Raw genomic sequence first — 19,590 nt, 5'->3', positions numbered from 1 at the left:
CACGTTTAAAAGTTACATGTTACTTTTCCCGTTATTTGTTATTTAAAACAATCGGGTAAGTGTCATTTTATCTCCCTATGCTGTTATTCTTAATCTGTCTCTTTAGTTTTATGTCATTAAATAATATCCATAGCAGGGAACAAAAGTTTAATGAAAAGAATCATTAATACGTTACAAAACCTTGGCAAATCTTTGTATGGCCCGGTGTTAATTCTCCCTATTGTCGGGCTGTTTATTGCTTTTGGCAATGTATTGGGAAACGGTAACCTTGCAGAATATCTTCCATTTTTAAACCACGGGTTAATTCAGCAATCTGGCAAACTGATCGCCCAATCTGCTATTTCAATATTGAGCAATCTGGCGTTGATTTTTGCTGTTGGGATCCCTATCGGGCTGGCAAAACGCAATAAAGGTTATGCCGCATTGATCGGTCTGGTTACTTTCGTCATTTTTATCAACGCCATGCACGTCACTTTAGCATTACAGGGAAAATTGGTGCCAGAAACGCAAATGCGCAATGTTGGTCAAGGAATGGTGCTAGGTGTGCAAGTATTGGAAATGGGGGCTTTTGCCGGGATATTGATCGGTGCACTGGCTGGCTATTGCTATAACCGTTATTCGTCAAAACAGTTTAATGGTGTAATGGCAATTTATTCCGGGCACTGTTTTGTTGCCATTCTAATGATCCCTCTGGCCGTTATATCGGGTTACTTAATGAGTGATATTTGGCCCTATGCGCAACGGAGCATCAGTGCCCTTGCGCACGGTATTCATGAATCTGGAGCATTTGGCGTCGCCATATACGGCTTTCTGGAGCGCATTTTGATCCCCTTAGGTTTACATCATCTGGTTTACACACCCTTTTTGTATACCGAATTAGGGGGCATTGCAGAAGTATGCGGCACTGTACATCAAGGAGCTCGTAATATCTATTTCGCTGAAATGGCCTGCCCGGCTGTACATCAACTCAGTAACAGCGTGGTATGGGATGCACGAGGGATCAGCAAGATGTTTGGCCTGACTGCCGCTGCACTGGCAATGTATGTGACTGCCCGCCCAGAAAAGAAAAGTGCAGCAAAAGCTGTTCTCATCCCCGCCGCTATGACCACTTTTTTGTTAGGCGTGACCGAACCACTTGAATTTTCTTTCCTGTTTGTTGCTCCGCTACTATTTGGTGTTCATGCCGTGCTAACCGGTTTAGGTTTTATGCTGTTCTATCTACTCGGCGTACATGCTATCGGCGCCAATGGCATAATCGACTTCATACTGTACAACTTACCGCTCGGCACCGAAAAATCTAACTGGCCAATGTATATCGCCGTGGGGCTAATCATGTCGGTGATTTATTTCTTCGCATTCCGTTTCCTCATTTTACATTACGACCTGAAAACCCCGGGACGCGAAAATAACGATCAGGAAACACGCCTCTATAGCAAGCAACAGTATCAAGTTGCCAATGATGACAAACCAGGACAACAAATCATCTGCGGGTTAGGTGGTACAGCAAATATTGTCGCTATCGACAACTGCTACACCCGACTACGTATAACAGTACATGACACCACGCTCATTGACAAAAACAGGCTTAAATCAACCGGTGCAAAAGGGGTCATCTGTCAGGGAAATAACGTTCAGGTAATTTACAGTCTGCACGTCCAAAAAATACGTGAAGCCGTGGAAGAAGCACTTTAACAGGAGCATAAATATGGCTAACGCCCCTTTCATTTTAACTATCGCTGGCGGCGGTAGTACCTATACGCCAGGTATCGTCAAAAGCCTGATGGTACGGCTAAACGACTTCCCACTAGCGGAAATTCGTTTGTATGACATCGATACTCACCGACAAAACACTATCGCGCCGATAGTCGAAAAAGTGATACGCGAGCATAGCCAGACGATTCGCTTTGTCGTGACAAGCGAGGCAAAAACCGCTTTTAGTGGTACCCATTTTGTCTTTGCCCAGATACGCGTCGGTCAGTACAAAATGCGAGAACAGGACGAAAAGATCCCCTTACACCACGGCGTAATTGGTCAGGAAACCTGTGGTCTTGGCGGATTGGCTTATGGCCTACGTACTATCATGCCAATGGTGAAACTGATCGATTTAGTGGAGCGCTACGCAGACAACGCTTGGATCGTAAATTACTCCAACCCTGCCTCTATCGTTGCTGAAGGAATACGCCGTCTACGTCCACAAGCTAGCGTACTCAATATCTGTGATATGCCTGTGGCCGCCATGCGCAACATGGCAGCAATTTTAGAAGTGGATCGCCACGATATTACTGTCGATTACTTTGGTCTGAACCATTTCGGCTGGTTTACCAAAGTATGGGTGAACGGAAAAGATCATTTGCCTGAATTGCGTCGCCATATCGCTCAGCATGGTTTACTGACTGCTAATGCCGCACAGACAGATCCGCAACATGCCGATCCGTCATGGGTTAAAACCTGGCGTAATATCAAGCCGCTCATGGACCATTTTCCTGATTATGTGCCTAACCCCTATTTGCAATACTATCTGATGCCAAACCATATTGTTGAGCACCAAAATCCTGACTATACCCGTGCCAATGAAGTGATGGACGGGCGCGAAAAGAAGTTGCTTAAAGCAGCGGCTGAGTTTAAACATACCGGCATTTTACCCGACGCTTTCCATGTAGGGGTACATGGCGCTTTTATTGTTGATGTAGCATGTTCACTGGCTTTTGATTTGCGTCAGCGCCATTTGGTCATTACCGAGAACAGAGGCGCTATCGCTAACTTACCTTATGATGCCATGGTGGAAGTACCTGCTTACATTACCGCTCAAGGCCCTGAACCGGTATGTATGGGGAACGTACCACTGTTCCATCAAGCGCTGCTAGCGCAACAACTGGCTTCAGAACAGTTGTTAGTGGAAGCGGCACTAGAAGGTAGCTATGAGAAAGTGCTGCAAGCATTCACACTGAATCGTACCGTCCCTACCATGCAACAAGCCAAAGCGATTCTGGATGAAATGATCGAAGCCAACCAAGGTTATTGGCCTACGCTTAATCCAGCCTGGCACCAAGGTGAAGCAATTTAACCCATATTTAACCTATAATCTGCCTTTCTTGCATAGTAAAGCAGATTTTTATGCGAGCCGGCTCACTGTCCGGCAATCACTATCTTGAGGAGATTAAGAAAATTCACCACAATTCAATTGCCGAACATATAGCGGAGGTGTTTGATAAGCCTCTCTATTGACTTTAACCGGCCGACAAAATCAATATTTAAGTTATTGATGCTTATGCAGAATCAGTAAGCTCAAAAACACCTATATGATATGGCTACCTATGCTGCCTATGTTGCCTGTTATCACTGGATAAATAATGGATAATAGATAATGGATAATCGATTAGCACCCTTATTACAGCACAGCGAAAGAATAACTCGCGCGGAATACCGCGTATTATCCTATTTAACCGCACATCCATTGTTAATTGGGCAAATTACAGTACGTGAGCTAGCAAAAGCTACGTTCATTTCTCCCGCCACTATTATGCGTTTATGTCAGAAACTGGGGTTCAGTGGCTATAGTGAATTTATTTGGTACTGTAAACAATTGCTATCCAGTGGAACGTCTATTTCCGGGAATATTCAACCCCATCCTGCGGAGATAATTCCTGATGCATTTGAACATTTCGTGACTAATTACCGTAAAACTTTCTCTTTAATTACACCAGAAAAAATGTCACGCTTTAGCACTCTGCTACGTGAGAAAGAGAATTTTTTTCTCTATAGCGCCGGTTTCTCCAGACTATTTGCCGATTACTTGACGCAAAAATTGCAAATATTAGGGAAAACGGCTTTTAAATCCGGTCCAGGCGATAGCCGTAAGATTTTCCTAAGTAATGCGGTGAAATACGAAGTTTTTATTGCTATCTCTCGCAGCGGCCAGACAGAACAAGTATTGGATAAAGTCCGCATTGCTCATAATGTTGGTATGACAGTCATTGCATTTACCCGCTCATCTGCTAATCCATTGGCTTCACTGGCTGATGTGCACTTTGCACTGTATGACGAGGCAATTTATTTCGATGCAGAAATCAACGAAATAACTTCATTCGAGTCTAATCTGATCATGCTCATTGATTTACTATTATTACAAGCAACGTCTTAATTCATTGAGTACAAGCCATACAACATGATCTCGACAGACAAAGAAAAGGAAAAGAAAAAGAAAAAGAAAAACAGAGAAAGAGATGTTAAGGATTAAATCAAACCTGTATAAAGACGATTTAAATAATTTCAGAAATAAACAATATTAATGATTATATTTTTTACATAGAGGTATTTTTTACATAGAGGTATTTTTTACATAGAGGTGTTTTTTACATAGAATAATAACCCATTTAATTAACAGATATGTGTAAAAATCAATAAATTTTATTTCTCTACGAATTAATTATTGCAATCTCTTATATAATCAGGTTATTTTAAGTGTAATCATTAAAAAAACGTTTCAGATAATGATTTAAAGACTCATTAAGGAGTTGCCATGTTAAATATAAAAAACAAACAAAATAATATCACTCCGCAATTAGTTTACATGTGGGAAAATAGTCATGATCTTTGGGAAACTAAACATTGCCGGTCAACATTTATCTATGCAAATCCGCTTTTTTGCCAACGACTCAACTTATCTGAAAATTCTGATATTATCGAATTTTCAGCAAGTGAGTTACCCTTGCCTATTGCAAAATATGAAGATTCAGGAAGTTGTATTAATACTCTCTTTGATACCAATAAAGCAAAAGATTTTTCTCTAACCTGGCAAACTATGTGACTGGGGTGAGCGAATGCAGCCAACAAAGAGGCAACTTGAAAGATGACGGGTATATACCCTATTGATTTCAAGATGCATCACGGCGGCAAGGGAGTGAATCCCCGGGAGCATAGATAACTATGTGACCGGGGTGAGCGAGTGCAGCCAACAAAGAGGCAACTTGAAAGATGACGGGTATATTGTTGTCTTAACGATGTTGATCGCGACACACCAGAAAAATTTTTGCCACAAGAAAGCATTATATTTTCCTAAATCAAAATATTACACAAATATGACTAGAAAAAACTCAACTATTTCGTTACAAATAATCAACACATTGGCAGCAAGCAATGAACCGTGGGGAGTAAAAGATAAATCTTCCTGTTTTCTCTATGGTAATGATGCATTAATTAAACTTCAAAATATAAATGCCAACTATGATTATGAAGGTAAATATGATAGTGATATTCCCTGGAGGGGCAATGAATTTGCCAAAGATTTTATTACACATGATTTGCAGGTAATAAAAAATAGAGAAAGTATTTTATCATTAGAGACACATGTATTTGGGCAAGATAAAGTTTTATCATCTTATTTCCAAGAAAAATTTCCACTCGATGATGATAAAGGTGAATGCATCGGTATTCTTTTCCATGCCTGGAAAGTTCAGGATAATTCACTGACTCGGCTATTTCACAGTAAACTACCCCCTTCTATTATGTTTCAATCGCCGACTCATCTCTTGACTGAACAGGAATGGGAAGTTGTCTTTCTTTTTCTACAAAAATACAGTAGGACACAAATCTGTCAATTACTCAAAATTTCAGATAAAACCATAGAGGAATATATAAGAAAGATTTATAATAAATTGAAAGTTAACTCAGACTCACAACTGGAGGAATATTGCCGACTAAATAGTTTTGATCTCTATGCGCCAAAAAGGTTCTTATTGTCTTACTTATAAATATCGTCTATTTATTCAAATTTTTTATATCCTATGGATTTCAAGATGGATCGCGACGGCAAGGGAGCAAATCCCCGGGAGCATAGCAAACTATGTGACCGGGGTGAGTGAGTACAGCCAACAAAGAGTCAATTTGAAAGATAACGGGTATATAAGGTAATAATGTTATAAAGGTCAAATATGAGTCAATCAGGATGTAAAAAAGTCCCTTTTATTACTCCTCAATTAACTAATATGTGGGATAAAAGCTCAGAACCGTGGTTTGTAAAAGATAAGGAGTTCCGCTTTATTTATGCAAATAAAATGTTTATTAAAGCTAATAAGCTACCTGAAAATATTGATATTATTGGGTATACCGATAAAGAATTACCTTCGCCAGTTAATCAATTCTCTCATCTTTTTGAGGAACATGATCATAAGGTGTTACAGGGTATGCAACGAATATCATCTCTTAGCACTTTCCCTCATACCAAAAATGAGCAAGCTACATCCTATTTCTGTGATAAATATCCATTAATGGATGAAAATAAACAGTGTATTGGCATAATTGCTCATGCCAGAGAAATACACAACTTTACCGTATCTCATTATATGGAGAACAATATTCCTATATCAATCCGATTTCAACAACCTAACAATCTATTAAAAGAGAAAGAATGGATAATCATTTTTTTATTCTGCCGTGGCGTTAATAATAGATATATCGCTGATGAAATGAAAATTTCATATCGCACTGTGGAAAAATATTTCGAAAGTATCTATGAGAAACTATCAGTTAGCTCAGCCATTGAGTTAAGAACACTTTGCAAAGAGAATAGTTATGATCTTTATATTCCCCCCCAATACCTTCAATCTATAGGCCATATTTTGCTATAAATAATCGATTTCATTATTACATATTTCTCTCTGACCTGTTTAATTAACCTGAACTTTGCTTAAATTTCCCCTAACTGATATACGGATAACAATTTGATAAATCAAAATAAAGGGCTAAAAACGTGACTAAATAATCATTTTTTTGAAAATTTACTTTTCTATTTCTGTTGAAGACTTTATATAAAAAACGATGAAACCAAGAGATTCCCATGAGCACTGACAGGTGCTTTATCATGGTCGAATGGTTTATATCAACATTTTACCAAGAAACAGGGTGCTTATAACCCCCTGTTTCCATTCCAAGATCCAGATACGCCACAATCAACGAACAATAATACCTAACAGAATGCCCAATGCGCCAAAGTCAGCATCACTGAATGTCGTGTTAGCAATCCCGATATCCCCCAAAACGGGTAACAGAAATACGGGTAAGAAGGTGATCAGAAAGCCCTGGGCAAAAGCCCCGAGAATAGCGCCTCTACGCCCCCCTGTCGCATTACCAAAAACCCCGGCCGCCGCACCAACAAAAAAGTGCGGCACAACGCCGGGAATAATGACCGTCATACCAAGTGCATACAGCACAAACATACCGATAACACCCGCCACAAAACTGCTCAAAAATCCTACCAATACTGCATTAGGTGCGTAAGGAAAGACAACCGGGCAATCTAACGCAGGTTTAGCATTTGGTACCAATTTGTCAGAAATTCCTTTAAACGCAGGAACGATTTCTGCAATGACCATTCTCACACCTTGCAGAATAATGTATACACCTGCGGCAAAGGTAATAGATTGCATTAGCGAGAACATAAATCCATTTTTCCCACCACTGACTTCTCTCACAAAATCACCGCCAGCGAATAAGCAACTGATCATGAAAATAATCGCCATCGTAAAAGAGATGGCAACCGGTGTATCACGCAGAAACAGCAAGCTTTTCGGAACATTCATCTCTTCGGTTGAGTGGGCCTTATTTCCTAGTTTGCTGCCAATAAAACCAGATAAAACATAAGAAAGCGAGGAAAAATGCCCAATAGCAACGTCGTCAGAACCTGTTACTTTCTTCATATATGGATGGGCAATCGCCGGGAAGAAAACCATAGCAACGCCAACAACCACAGAACCAATAGCCACTAGCATCGAGCCTTTGATCCCTGCTGTTGCCAGAATCACCGCGACCATCATGGACATAAATAATGTGTGGTGCCCAGTCAGAAAGATAAATTTCCACGGGGTAAAACGTGCAATCAAAATATTGATCACCATAGCAAAGAACATGATCATTGCCATTTCTTTACCAAAACTCTTTTGCGCAATAGAAACAATTGCTTCGTTGTTTGGTACGACTCCCTGAATACCAAAAGCGTGTTGGAAAATTTCAGCAAAACCTCCCAGTGAAGAGACGACTAATCCAGCACCCGCCCCCAAGATCAAAAACCCCATAATGGTTTTTATGGTACCTTTGATACATTCAGTCACCGGTTTCCTTTGCACGATCAAACCAACAAGCGCGATAAACCCCACCAAAATCGCAGGTTCTGACAGGACATCACTCATCAGAAAATGAAAAAATTCCATGACAACCTCCCGGTTACAGTGCACCAAGTTCAACTAATGCCACGGACAGACGTACTTTCATTGCCGATTTATCCACCATATTGTCCAGCGCAACAATTTTGCCATCGACTGCCTGAATAACCAGTTGTTCTGCAATATCTTTAGTACCGACAAAAATGTCGCTTTGAGTTGCTTTTGCTGATCCCAAATCGATGTGATCAACACTGGCATCTATTCCCAACTCTTTCAGAATATTTTTGATGCTCATTTCCATCATCAAGCTGGTACCCAACCCATGTCCGCAAACGACAGTGATTTTCATACTGTTTCCCCATAGCAAAAATAACGACTTAATACTGGTTAATCACGGCAAGAATCTCTTCTTTACTTTTGGCACTCATCAGCAATGCGACATCCTGTTGATTATCAAACAACTCAGCGAGCTGAGCGATCACGTCAATATGACTATTGCTGTCAGTTGCTGCTAAGACAATCAACAATTTGATCGGATCATTTTCCTCAGAACCAAACTCCACGCCTTTGCTAATCACAGTTAACGCTAAAGCTAATTTGTTGACCCCTTGTTCCGGTCTGGCATGTGGCATCGCCATTCCCGGCCCAACAACATAATAGGGACCAATGACCTCATGCGAATGATAAATAGCATCAATATAACAAGCAGAAATGGCCCCATTTTCCACCAAAGGCTGACAAGCCATCGCGATCGCTTCGCGCCAATTTTTAACATCCGGTATCACTTGGATCACATCTTGGGTGAGTAACGTCTTTAGCATCAATTTCCCCTAATTAAAATCTCACTCCGCCCTACCATCCGCCCTCTGTCTTCCGTCTTCCGTTTTCGGTCCTCTGCTAGTGATATTAGTCACAAATGATAGCGCTATCTATGATCGTCACTCATAATTGTGATAGCGCTATCATTTGTTATTTGATTAATTCACCAGCAAGCGAAAGTACATCATGGTTTTTTCCCACGACTTGCCTGAGATCAGGTAGAATTCCATCGTCAAATTCATAGCCGTTAATTAAAAAAATAGAAAAATATTTTGATGAAAAAGACACGAAAACGCCGTAATACAGGGCGAGTAACATTACAAGATGTTGCTAAGTATGCCGGTGTCGGTTCAATGACAGTTTCACGCGCATTGAGAACACCAGAAATGGTATCGGATAAATTACGAGAAAAAATTGAACACGCTATACAAGAATTGGGATATATCCCAAATGGCGCTGCCGGCGTACTTGCTTCGGGCCAAAGTAATATTATCGCGGTACTTGTGCCCTCACTAACAGATAAAGCTAGCGCTACGTTTATACAATCACTGCAACAAGTGCTGAATAAACATGCCTTTCAAGTTTTACTTGGATGTCATGAATATAACCATAATAAAGAAGCTGAAATTATCATGACATTACTGCAAAGCAATGCAGCAGCACTGGTGATTTTTGGTTCGCAATTGGCAGATAAAACTCACGGCAATATTTCTCATATCAATATTCCCATTATTAATGTTGCAAGTCCTCATCAACAGCAAACGGCAATTAATATAGGAACCGATTTTTCCGCGGCTGCCTATACGTTGACTGAACATATGTTGAATAATGGCCGCAAGCATATCGGTTATATTGGCGCCCAAATGGACAGCCGTTTACGCCATCAGCAAATTAATGGCTGGCATAAAGCCATGCTGCATCACTATCAGAATGCTGACCAAAATATCACTACCTCAGATACTGCTAGCATGCAATTTGGTCGCCAGGCAATTACTGAAATGTTATTACGTCAACCTGAACTGGAAGGTGTGATTTGCAGTCATGAAGTGATCGCTCTAGGTGTCATGTTTGAATGTCAGCGGCGTCTACTTAAAATACCCGCTGATTTGGCTGTTGCTTGTCTGGACGGTTCAGATAACTGTGACCACACACAACCAACACTGACATCAATTCGCATTGATTATCCCCAAATAGGCAGGGACACCGGAAAATTGCTGATAAAACTGCTCACTCAACAAGGTGAAGATGAAACAAAACATCAAAACAACCGATATCACCTATTTTCGTATAAGTTCGAGCCTAGACAAAGTGCTTAGCAAAATGATAACGCCATGATGAAACATCAATTGTCATTAAAGCCTGTAACCGTGGTAACTATTTTATCTGCTGACTGAGATCATGTGGCGCGAAAGGAAAGCCCGCGCAATCCTCAACCCTATTGACTATGTCAGCCACCGTCGTTTCAGTCAAAGCGGTTTCTAGCACACAGGTAACACGCGAGAATTCATCTTCTAATACTGGGGTGATATTGTGCCCAATATAGCACTTGGGATTAGGTTTAGAACGGTGCAACGTAAAGTACAGAGGATCTTCAACTGCGCGATAAATATCTAATAATGAGATTTGCTTCGACGGCCGGGCGAGTAACGCTCCGCCTCCCTGCCCCATTTGCGAATAAGTCAGACCAGCCTCCGCAAGGGCACCTAAGAGCCGGCGAACAACCGTCGGATTAGTATTCACGCTTTTTGCGATATCTTCAGAACGCACGGCTTGTCCGTGGTGAAGCGCAATATCGGTGAGAATATGGATAGCAACAGCAAAACGGGTAGATGTTGGCACTGGAGGATCCTGTATACCTTAAAGGATGTTATGGAAGAATAGCAGAACATGAATAAAAAGACCGCGCATTATGTCACTAATTTCGTCACATAACAAGAAATGAAATTCAGAATGTTAACTTGTCTGATTAACATTCCTACTCCTCCCGTTTTGCCGCCGTATGCTATTGTTTGGCCCAGTTAATGTTACAAGCATGATAACCAATATTACCGAATGGAATAATCTGTATGAGCACGCTCAATTTGAAGCGTATCGGCAGTTTGTTGTAATTTAACTAACTGCCCATCCCTCACTGTCCATATATGAACGAAACGAGAAATGAATCGTTTACCACGCTTCACCCGTCCCAAATAATTACCCAAAACAATGACATGATCATCTGACTCAAAATATTCAGAGCCATCTGCAACGAATTCATCGACATCATTAAGAAGTGGCACAAAGAAATTATTCAATATATCTTCAATTCCTTCATAAACCCCACCATACCGAGATCCTTCAGTAACATCCCAAATAACATCACTCGCCATGATCTGGCGAAGAACATCAATATCACCCATAGAGTCATAAAAACGACGAACAATAGATACATTTAATGAATCTGACATTATCATTCTCCTTCAAATTATCCTGCAATGAAATATGACCGGCTCTTATAAAATGAGTCGGCCAGATATCTTGGGACGTTCAACTAAAAAGCGCCATTAAAGCTTTAAATTAACATCCCCGGAAAACAATTCGAACATCTTTCATGTTAGGCTATCCATTGCGGGTAAGATATCCCCTTACCTAGGTAAGCGCTGGATAATCAGTATAGCCTATAGCACCAGGAACCATAAAAGTTTCTGGTTGTTGTTCATTAAATGGCGCTTCAATTAAAAACCGGTGAGGTAAATCTGGGTTAGCAATAAACAATTGACCAAAAGCCACTGCATCAGCCCAATCGTCAGCAAGAACTTGCTCGGCACTTTCTTTAGTCAGTTCCTCGTTAGCAATATAGGTTGACCCAAAAGCTTCTTTTATTACCTTACTTAAGTCACCATCAACGACCGCATCACGCGAGAAGATAAAAGCAATACCACGTTTACCGAGTTCACGTGCGACATATTCGAACGTCGCCACAGGATTGGAATCCGCCATAGAGTAATGACCACCACGTGGCGACAAATGCATACCAACACGTGATGATCCCCAAACTGAAATACAAGCGTCTGTCACTTCCAGCAGCAACCGAGCCCGATTTTCGACTGAACCTCCGTACTGATCTGTGCGCAGATTAGCATTATCTTGCAAGAATTGATCGAGCAAATATCCATTGGCACCGTGTATTTCTACTCCATCAAATCCTGCCATTTTCGCATTTTCTGCTCCGCGCCGGAATGCTTCGACAATGCCGGGAATCTCCTCAGACTCAAGCGCCCGCGGAACCACAAAAGGACGTTTTGGGCGTAATAAGCTAACATGACCACCAGCCGCAATTGCACTTGGCGCCACCGGCCGTTCTCCATTAAGGAAAACAGGGTCCGATATCCGCCCCACATGCCAAAGCTGTATAAAAATACGCCCACCAGCAGCATGCACAGCATCCGTGACCAATCGCCAACCAGCAGCTTGCTCATCTGACCAAATACCCGGCGTATTCTCGTAGCCAACGCCTTGCGGAGTGACTGAAGTCGCTTCGCTGATAATCAAACCAGCAGAAGCGCGCTGAGCATAATATTCCGCCATCAGCGCATTAGGGACACGCCCTTCTCCTTCTGCACGGTTACGTGTCAGAGGAGCCATAATGATGCGATTTGGCAAGTCGAGATCACCAATGCGAATGGGGTCAAAAAGTGTAGGCATATTTTTTCTCTCATATAGATTAATAAATGCACTTCGTTGCAAATCATCAATAACTGCATAGCCAGGTCATACCAGAAACAAACAGCGTTAATTAGGGAGTGTGAACTCTTTCTCTTGATTCGGTTCCCGAGTCTTTAGTCGCAGGCTGCTTCTTTTACATGAATCAATGTAACTTACACAGTTACATATTGCAACAGGATAAAAATGTCAGATGCCAGAATATCTGCAAGATAATAATGTTATGACACAACAATGACTTTGCTTAAGAATGACATAGGCCATTTGTCGCCTTTGATTTAAGTGAATAGAGATTCGTTGAATGAGGGGTATAAAAAAGGCTACGCAATACGCAGCCTTAAAACGCTCTAATAGATATACCCGTCATCTTTCAAGCTGCCTCTTTGTTGGCTGCGCTCACTCACCCCGGTCACATAGTTATCTATGCTCCCAGGGATTCGCTCCCTTGCCGTCGCGATGCAACTTGAAATCTATAGGGTATAGAACCCCTATCCAATGAATTTTAAATCCGCTTTTCTGTGTCGCTTTTGTTCCTGATAAAAATTTTCATGAGAGCCAAAGTTCAGCAGGTATATACCCTATGGATTTCAAGATGGATCGCGACGGCAAGGGAGTGAATCCCCGGGAGCATAGATAACTATGTGACCGGGGTGAGCGAACGCAGCCAACAAAGAGGCAACTTGAAAGATAACGGGTATAACTCTATTTTCCCTCCAACCCAGCAATAACCAAGCAATGTTAACTGGTTATTTAACTGAAATTTATGAACTCGAAGGAAACTTAAATCACCTTTCTTCTGCTCACCGATTTCAGGGTTATCAATTATTCTATCAATCTCATCTTCTACTATCCTAAGAAGATCTTCAGATAACCTGGATAATGCCTTAGAAAAACGTCTTGTTTCATAAACATCAATCTTTGGATCTTTTTGTCCTTCTGACATAACGCGACACCTTACCGCTATTGACTTCGCTTTTTGCCAATAAAGAATCAAGGATAAAAGAGTACGGCAAATCAGGGTTCTCCTCCGCAATGCGGCCAATCTTAGCCCAATGCTCGATTTGCTTAGGTACACTTCTGCTTGAAGCTTCTGCATGAATTTTTACATCATTCACGAAATCATCATCCAAACGTATACTGATAGCCATAATTTAGTTTACCCCTCTGGGATTTTGTACTCCATGCGATATAAAACGCATGTGTATAAAATGCAACATTTTATCGCATTATGCAATCATTGATTACGATTTCAACATGTCTATTCCCGTGATACAAAAGGGAACCTCTCAAAATCCCCTGCTCAACGTAATAAGACACAGCAAGACCAATTTTATTCTCATCCTCAATAAAACTGGCCTCATTGAATTGTCGATATCACTTGAATTTCGGGACTTATGACTCAGAAAAATCGATTCTCCCCCCCTTAAATCCATAGGGTATAGATGTAATAACCTACGTTTGAAAATACGTGATCCCAGTTTTATCTTTTTTAGCCTCCTCCTATCAAAAATTGATTATGATTATAAATGGGTTGCCTGATGCTGGCAGACTGCTGTTGATATGTAAAAAAATTGTTTCCCGGAGGATGCATATATGAATTTATTGGATGGTTTACAAAAAAAACTGGACGGTTACTTCAATAAAACAAGTGAAATCAACTACGTAAAAATATTTGATACTCCCCAAATATGGGGGCTCCCTTTTGGAAAAGAGATAATGCCACAGGCGGTTAAAAGAGCAGCGGAATTTGAAGATGCTATTGTAAGCATTCTGGAAAACATGCGTTATCGCTGCGATATTTCCTCCTTAAATGCCCCGGATGCAGAGTGGAGAAAAGTTATCTTATCCGCTATTGATAGTGCATTTACCAAAAAAATAAACAGGAAGGAGAGAACTCAGATAAGGTTCTTATTCGCTCAAACACCAACATCGTTGTTAAACGGTGTGAATTCATACTTTGAAGGTACCCCTGAATATCTGGCATTGAAGAATGATATTATTAAATTAATTCAAGAAAGGAGAGATCATTGGGAGTGTATACCTGAAATATGGATTGGTCGGTTTTACAGAATAGTAGACGGACTTAAAGTATCATTAGAGAAGAAAGTGCTGCCAGAAGAAATGTTTCCAGAAGATGATACCAGAATGACATGGAATCATACAAAAATTATCGCAGTTGATGGAATTGAGTCATTTGTCGGCGGCCATAATTTAAATATGGATCTTTTTAAAAATTACCCTCCAGTTCATGATGTCTCTGTTAAAGTTATAGGAACGGCATCATTAAGCTCACAATTATTTTTAAATAACATGTGGGTGGCTAATACAGACCTCTTAACTAAAGAATTCTTTGATATAGATGAAAATAGATGGGTTAATGCAAATGGTCTTATGGGAAGGCCGGAAGATCCATTAAAAAAAGAGCGCGTTACTGAATATATCGATAGAAAAAAAGAAGAATGCCTAAAAAATCCACCTAAGGACCCAGAATATAAGAAAGCAAGCAGGATATTATCCGTAGGTAAATATTGGTCTGGACCTGATATGCGAACGGATTATAAAAAAGGCTCTGAAATAATGAAAGAGTTTATAATAAAGAATGCAAAGAAAAAAATTCGCATGTCCCAACAGGATCTTGTCAGTGCGTGGAAAAAACAATGGCGAGATCATCATGTGTGCCGATGGTTGATCGAAGCATTACTTTCCAACCCCGAACTGGAAGTTCAAATTGTTGTATCGCCACTTGATGCAGCAGCCGGTGCTGCGGGTGATCAATATTCTTTTGGTTCTGGAGCCAAAAGAACGTTTGAAATATTTAAATACTATTTGACACATGATGAGCATACCGATAAGAAGCTGGAAGATCCGGATGGAATCAGGCAAGCCGCACTGAAAAGAATAGAAGTTGCCCCTTTTTTCTTTACAGACAAAGTACCTGAAGATCTTTTGATTGAAGGGATTACATACAGATGGCCAACCCCGGATGAAAATTCTTATACTGCTACGCTAAAAGAACCGTCTCTTTCTGAAAGACCTCCACAGATAGGTGCTATAGGACGCCCATTCCGATCCTTAATTAAAGCAAGTGGTCCGGTATATCCCAAAGTTCCCCCTGCTCCTGGGAATCATGCAAAAGTAACAATAATTGATGATGAACTCTATGTGGTTGGTTCTGATAATCTCTATCCGGGGTATCTTTCGGAGTTCAATTATCTTATTGAGGGAGAAGATGCGGTGAAAACTTTTATAGAATCCTACTGGGAACCGTTGTGGAAATATTCAGGAACACATTCATTTAATTACAAAAATACTTGATGTAAATAACAAGTGTTCTGATATATACCCGCCAACTGCTGGCGGGTATATCATTTAAAAAACATTAAGGAAATGACTTTTCAGGAGACCAATTAGATTTTGGCTGTCGCCAAATATTTTGTCATTTCATCATCGGGTACCATACCACCGCCGGTTGCCCAGACCAAATGCGTAGCCAGTTTCATCTTTTCTGCTGAAAGGTTCTTATTGTTCAGGTAATCAAGGTTTCCACTCACACGAGCAGGGCCCGCCATCCCAACTAACGCCGAAGGCTCTAACCGAATACCTTCATCACGATCCAGTAAGCCCAACAGGTTATACATTTCCTGATCTTGAACAGTATAAAATCCATCCAGCAAACGTTCCATCGCACGCCCAACAAAGCCGGAAGCCCTGCCTACCGCAAGACCATCAGCAGCAGTGATATTGTCGATCCCGATATCCTGTACGCAAATATTGTCATGCAAACCAGTATATACCCCCAACAACATACTGGGAGAATGGGTCGGTTCAGCAAAAATGCAGTGCACATGATCACCAAAAGCCAGTTTCAATCCAAATGCAACACCCCCCGGACCGCCACCGACGCCACACGGCAAATAAACGAAGAGTGGGTGATCTTCATCAACCACAATATTCATCTGCTCAAACTGCGCCTTTACCCGTCCACCTGCGACAGAGTATCCCAGAAACAACGTTTGGGAGTTTTCATCGTCAATAAAGAAACAGTTAGGAGCAGATTCGGCTTCTTTACGCCCTCGGGCCACGGCTACCCCATAATCTAGCTCATGTTCCACGACATTGACCCCATGTGAACGCAGCTTTTGCTTCTTCCATTCACGAGCATCGGCGGACATATGCACGCTGACATTAAAGCCTAGTTTTGCACTGGCAATACCAATGGAAAGCCCCAAATTGCCGGTAGAACCTACAGCAATGCTGTATTGATTAAAGAACCGTCTAAACTCTTCTGAAAACAGTTTGCTGTAATCATCGTTTTCAGAAAGCAACCCCGCCTGTAATGCCAATTTTTCCGCGTGAGTTAACACTTCATAAATTCCACCACGGGCTTTAATCGAACCGGAAATGGGCAAATGGCTATCTTTTTTAAGCAAAATTCTCCCTGTGATACCCACACCATAATGTTGCTCCAGTGTTTTTTGCATCGTAGGTATAGCCACTATTTCTGATTCAATCATGCCATGTGTGACGGCTGTTTCTGGAAAAGCTTTACATAAATAAGACGCAAAACGATCCAAGCGTGCTTCAGCATCCTCAACATCATCAGCGCCCAAACCGACAAAAGGCAATCCCTCTTTCAAGGTGGTATTACAAGGGTTAAACCAGAAGATTTCCTCTAATTCCATCAAATTTTTTACTAACGGATATTCATTTAGTAATTGTTGAATTTCAGTACGTTTCATATATGTATTAACCCAAGATGAGTGTTTCCCTGGTATATACCCATTATCTTTCAAGTTGCCTCTTTGTTGGCCGCACTCGGTCACATCGTTATCTATGCTCCCGGGGATTCACTCCCTTGCCGTCGCGATCCATCTTGAAATCTATGGGATATATAAAATAACTCTTACTTGCTTGATTATTGGGATTTCTTATTATATTCAATATGTTATGTTTACTACAACTTCCTACAATATATCAGCACATCATACTTTACCCGTTATCTTTCAAGTTGCCTCTTTGTTGGCTGCACTCACTCACCCCGGTCACATAGTTCGCTATGCTCCCGGGGATTCGCTCCCTTGCCGTCGCGATGCATCTTGAAATCCATAGGGTATTTATTTATTTTTTATCTTCCCCTTATTTTGATTGCTACGTTAATGTTTATACCCGTTATCTTTCAAGCTGCCTCTTTGTTGGCTGCACTCGCTCACCCCGGTCACATAGTTTGCTATGCTCCCGGGGATTCACTCCCTTGCCGCCGCGATGCAGCTTGAAATCCGTAGGGTATATCTTATTTATTATTTTAGATATAAATCTGCCTATTTTATAGGCTTCCCTGGTATTGACACTTCGCACTTCTTATTCTTATTTTTCAAACTGAGCGGTTACCTCTTTCCATTACATAATGGTCGCCATTACACGACGGTAGAAAGAAGAAACGTCCCAACCAACGCAACCACAGAGGCAATAAATGTTGCGGTTGTATAATACTTAAAAGTTTCACTGAGCGTTGTTCCGCAATATTGCTTAACCAACCAAAACAGTGAATCCGTCACAATAGTACAGCCGATAGCACCAGAACCAATCGCCAATGTAATGATTTCAGGGCTAATATCTGGATATAACGGCAACATCGGCGAAACAATCGCTGTTGCCCCCATCATTGCGACTGTTGCTGAACCAACCGCCGCATGCAAAATAATGGCAACCAACCAAGACAAAAGAATTGGGTGCATATCCAGACTCGACAAAATAACGGCCAACGTATCACTGAGGCCACTGACTTTTAAAATACTATTAAATGCTCCGCCCGCGCCGATAATTAATAAAATATTGGCGATAGAAGAGAAACAATCTTCCGTTTTCGTCAACAGCGTACTCATTCCCATATTTTGCTTAATGCCCAAAGTGTAATAGGCAACAAACGCGGCAATGAACATGGCTGTAATAGGATTACCAATAAATTCCAGCACCGTATAAAACGTGGTACCTTTTTCCATATTTAATTCAGCAGCCGTTTTAGCCAACATTAACCCAATTGGCAATAACACAGTAAACAATGTCATGCCTAAAGAGGGTAAATCCTCTTCTCGACGAACTGCAATTTCAGAAAACTCAGCCGGAACCGATTTAAAAGGCAGACGGTTACCGAGAAATTTCAGAAATAATGGCCCCCCCACCAAAGCGGCAAACAGGCCAACTATCAGCCCATAAACAATCACCGAGCCAATATCCGCACCCAGTTTATTCGTCACAAATAATGCAGCCGGGTGCGGAGGAATAATACAGTGAACCGCCATCAACGCTGTACATAATGGGATCGCTAATTTCAGCAATGACGTATTGGTTTTCCTGGCAATAGAAAATGCCAGTGGAATTAACAATACCACCCCGACTTCGACAAACAGCGTAATACCACAAACCAGACCAATCAGTACCATAATGATATCAGGTGACAACCATCGGCATTTTTGCAATGTGATACCAATCCGCTCTGCCGCGCCGGATATCTCCATCATCTTACCAAGAATGGTCCCCAGACCAATCACTACAGCTAAAAAACCTAGCGTATCTCCGATTCCCTCTTGAATGGCGCTCACCATTTCAACAGGGTTCATTCCCATTAAGGCACCGACATAAAAACTGGCTAACAATAGAGCAAGAAAAGGATGAATTTTTAATTTAATTATCGTCAATACAATTAACACAATACTTGTGAGTAACGTACCAATCACCCAAGGTTGCGAATCCACTTAATCATTCCCCATAGTTAACCTTTGTTCGTCACACGAATTTTCATTATTGAATATGAATATTCAATTTTTGACAAATGATTAATACATAGCCATGCATGAATCAGATTGAGCCAATTCAGTGATACCGATCAAAATTTTCACTTTATTTGCGATTTAAA

The 19,590-nt window shown here is 41.1% G+C and carries 18 protein-coding genes; 8 read left to right on the top strand and 10 right to left on the bottom strand.

The genetic code is table 11. The features are described 5' to 3' along the window. The first annotated feature begins 150 nt into the window (after positions 1–150). The 6 genes from SLS51_RS00685 (at position 151) to SLS51_RS00660 (ending at position 6,626) form a co-directional block, all read left to right on the top strand. Positions 151–1,692, top strand: a complete 1,542-nt coding sequence (locus tag SLS51_RS00685; protein WP_323834557.1) for a PTS transporter subunit EIIC — start codon at positions 151–153, stop codon at positions 1,690–1,692. A gap of 13 nt (positions 1,693–1,705) precedes the next feature. Then, positions 1,706–3,064 (top strand): 6-phospho-alpha-glucosidase, encoded by a 1,359-nt coding sequence (locus SLS51_RS00680; RefSeq protein ID WP_323834555.1) that lies wholly within the window; start codon positions 1,706–1,708, stop codon positions 3,062–3,064. Between the two features lie 300 nt (positions 3,065–3,364). After that, positions 3,365–4,141 (top strand): MurR/RpiR family transcriptional regulator, encoded by a 777-nt coding sequence (locus SLS51_RS00675; protein ID WP_323834553.1) that lies wholly within the window; start codon positions 3,365–3,367, stop codon positions 4,139–4,141. A gap of 378 nt (positions 4,142–4,519) precedes the next feature. Next, a complete protein-coding gene (locus SLS51_RS00670; protein ID WP_323834551.1) occupies positions 4,520–4,807 on the top strand; it encodes a hypothetical protein in 288 nt (95 codons plus the stop codon). Between the two features lie 121 nt (positions 4,808–4,928). After that, positions 4,929–5,750 (top strand): helix-turn-helix transcriptional regulator, encoded by an 822-nt coding sequence (locus SLS51_RS00665; protein WP_323834550.1) that lies wholly within the window; start codon positions 4,929–4,931, stop codon positions 5,748–5,750. A 180-nt stretch (positions 5,751–5,930) separates the two neighbouring features. Further along, a complete protein-coding gene (locus SLS51_RS00660; RefSeq protein ID WP_323834548.1) occupies positions 5,931–6,626 on the top strand; it encodes a helix-turn-helix transcriptional regulator in 696 nt (231 codons plus the stop codon). A 321-nt stretch (positions 6,627–6,947) separates the two neighbouring features. Here SLS51_RS00660 and ulaA read toward each other — a convergent pair whose 3' ends face one another. Genes ulaA through SLS51_RS00645 form a run of 3 tightly spaced genes read right to left on the bottom strand, consistent with a single transcriptional unit; the run spans position 6,948 to position 8,977 of the window. Continuing rightward, positions 6,948–8,204, bottom strand: a complete 1,257-nt coding sequence (gene ulaA, locus SLS51_RS00655) for a PTS ascorbate transporter subunit IIC (RefSeq protein WP_011146242.1) — start codon at positions 8,202–8,204, stop codon at positions 6,948–6,950. Positions 8,205–8,217: 13 nt separating this feature from the next. Further along, complete coding sequence (locus tag SLS51_RS00650) at positions 8,218–8,505, bottom strand: PTS sugar transporter subunit IIB (protein WP_323834545.1); 288 nt, start codon at positions 8,503–8,505, stop codon at positions 8,218–8,220. 28 nt (positions 8,506–8,533) lie between these two features. Further along, a complete protein-coding gene (locus tag SLS51_RS00645) occupies positions 8,534–8,977 on the bottom strand; it encodes a PTS sugar transporter subunit IIA (RefSeq protein WP_323834543.1) in 444 nt (147 codons plus the stop codon). A 273-nt stretch (positions 8,978–9,250) separates the two neighbouring features. Between SLS51_RS00645 and SLS51_RS00640 the strand changes: the two genes are divergently transcribed. After that, positions 9,251–10,291: a LacI family DNA-binding transcriptional regulator gene (locus SLS51_RS00640; RefSeq protein ID WP_323834541.1), complete on the top strand. Its 1,041-nt coding sequence runs from the start codon at positions 9,251–9,253 to the stop codon at positions 10,289–10,291. 58 nt (positions 10,292–10,349) lie between these two features. Here the strand turns inward: SLS51_RS00640 and SLS51_RS00635 are convergent, their stop codons facing one another. The 5 genes from SLS51_RS00635 to SLS51_RS00610 form a co-directional block, all read right to left on the bottom strand. Continuing rightward, positions 10,350–10,814 carry an Rrf2 family transcriptional regulator gene (locus SLS51_RS00635; protein WP_323834539.1) on the bottom strand — a complete coding sequence of 155 codons (465 nt, stop codon included), beginning with the start codon at positions 10,812–10,814 and terminating at the stop codon, positions 10,350–10,352. A 206-nt stretch (positions 10,815–11,020) separates the two neighbouring features. After that, complete coding sequence (locus SLS51_RS00630) at positions 11,021–11,422, bottom strand: nuclear transport factor 2 family protein (protein WP_323834537.1); 402 nt, start codon at positions 11,420–11,422, stop codon at positions 11,021–11,023. 181 nt (positions 11,423–11,603) lie between these two features. Beyond that, the gene (locus SLS51_RS00625; RefSeq protein WP_323834535.1) at positions 11,604–12,659 is read right to left on the bottom strand and encodes an alkene reductase; all 1,056 of its coding nucleotides are present in this window, start codon (positions 12,657–12,659) and stop codon (positions 11,604–11,606) included. A gap of 655 nt (positions 12,660–13,314) precedes the next feature. Then, positions 13,315–13,620: a type II toxin-antitoxin system RelE/ParE family toxin gene (locus SLS51_RS00615; RefSeq protein ID WP_323834533.1), complete on the bottom strand. Its 306-nt coding sequence runs from the start codon at positions 13,618–13,620 to the stop codon at positions 13,315–13,317. Further along, entirely contained in the window at positions 13,589–13,825 is a 237-nt protein-coding gene (locus tag SLS51_RS00610; protein ID WP_323834531.1) for a TA system antitoxin ParD family protein, read from the bottom strand. Before SLS51_RS00610 ends, SLS51_RS00615 begins: the two co-directional genes overlap by 32 nt. A 445-nt stretch (positions 13,826–14,270) precedes the next feature. On the opposite strand from SLS51_RS00610, the gene SLS51_RS00605 reads away from it, so the two are divergent. After that, positions 14,271–15,992, top strand: a complete 1,722-nt coding sequence (locus SLS51_RS00605; RefSeq protein ID WP_323834529.1) for a phospholipase D-like domain-containing protein — start codon at positions 14,271–14,273, stop codon at positions 15,990–15,992. Positions 15,993–16,084: 92 nt separating this feature from the next. Here SLS51_RS00605 and dsdA read toward each other — a convergent pair whose 3' ends face one another. Continuing rightward, positions 16,085–17,416 (bottom strand): D-serine ammonia-lyase, encoded by a 1,332-nt coding sequence (gene dsdA, locus SLS51_RS00600; RefSeq protein ID WP_323834527.1) that lies wholly within the window; start codon positions 17,414–17,416, stop codon positions 16,085–16,087. A gap of 675 nt (positions 17,417–18,091) precedes the next feature. After that, on the bottom strand, positions 18,092–19,429 hold the full coding sequence (gene dsdX, locus SLS51_RS00595) for a D-serine transporter DsdX (RefSeq protein ID WP_323834525.1): 1,338 nt from the start codon (positions 19,427–19,429) through the stop codon (positions 18,092–18,094). Between the last annotated feature and the right edge of the window lie 161 nt (positions 19,430–19,590).

This window comes from Photorhabdus africana (assembly GCF_035181445.1).
GTDB classification, from domain to species: Bacteria; Pseudomonadota; Gammaproteobacteria; order Enterobacterales; family Enterobacteriaceae; genus Photorhabdus; species Photorhabdus laumondii.
The sequence above is the reverse complement of the archived record's forward strand: the minus strand, read 5'-3'. Positions and strand labels throughout refer to the sequence as shown.